This window comes from Oleiphilus sp. HI0079 (assembly GCF_001635105.1).
Window position 1 is genome coordinate 1 of the sequence record NZ_LWFT01001004.1, and the last position, 1,084, is coordinate 1,084.

A 1,084-nucleotide genomic window follows, 5' to 3' on the forward strand; every position below is an offset into this window, starting at 1 on the left:
AAGGCGAACGGCTTGAAGCGCTTTGTTTTTGCTCACACCGTCTTTCCAGAGGCTCCATGCAAGCACCGCCTCGCCAGAGCTGGAAACAGACACATCAAGAACAGCGTCGTCCTTAGAAAAATCGAGAGGCATCCTGGTGTCTCCACCGACGTTTGGATCGTCATCATACACAGCTTCGGTCACGAGACCCTCAACTGAGGTCAGAGAAAAGTAATCTCCCTCGAGGGGCAAGACAAACAAACGAACGCGCTCTTTTTCTAGGCCAATACCGTACGGCGAACCTAGAGCCCCAGCAGCGCTTCTTACCGATTCTCTAAACGCAATAAGGACATTGTCTTCAGGGTCTGAACCAGCCGATTGATGTGAGATCAAAGATCCCGCTTCGCTAACAATCAACCTTGCCTCATTCACATCGATAGAAAAATTATGAACTTGATTCGAGTCAAAACGAACACGCCAAATCGTTACTGCACTTCCGTTTAAAATAGACCCGAAGCTAATGTAGTCCTCTCCTAGATAGGTCCAGACCAGATCGCCATTTTCTAAAGCAACCAGCTCAGGTGCCAAACGAGCATCCCAACCATCGGTGACTGCGGCAATCTCTGAAATCGTCAATGTCGAGTCAACCGATAACAATGCAGGTGGCAAACTATCTCGCTGGTAACTCAAGGCGAATTCGTCATTCGCTTCATTACTTAAAGCAACGACTGCCGGGTTCTTGAAAAAATATTCCGCGCTGGCGGTATTGCCCCCAGCAATGACACCGACAACGAGATTGTTGCCATCTAAATCAAAGCGAGCTGCATGTACTCGAGAGACATTATATGAATCAATGATTGCATCTTGCCCCCAAACCACCAAGCCTCGCCCAATCAGACCGTCCTCATTAACTTGTACAGCCAACGATATAGAGTTGACCTCTCCAGCACCGATTTTCATATCGGAGGTCGCTAAGATACAAAACTCTTCAGCCGTGGAGCCATCCGCTTTTTGAATGTAAACACACACAGGAGTGTTAGTATCGTTATTATCAATCGCAACAATGTTTATGCGATCACCATTGATCACTGCTGACGTTGATGCA

At 47.5% G+C, this 1,084-nt stretch carries 1 protein-coding gene; it reads right to left on the bottom strand.

The window, feature by feature from the left end:
* Positions 1 to 1,084, bottom strand: a 1,084-nt coding sequence (locus A3750_RS26360; RefSeq protein ID WP_197475140.1) for a hypothetical protein, incomplete at both ends; no start/stop codon positions are given.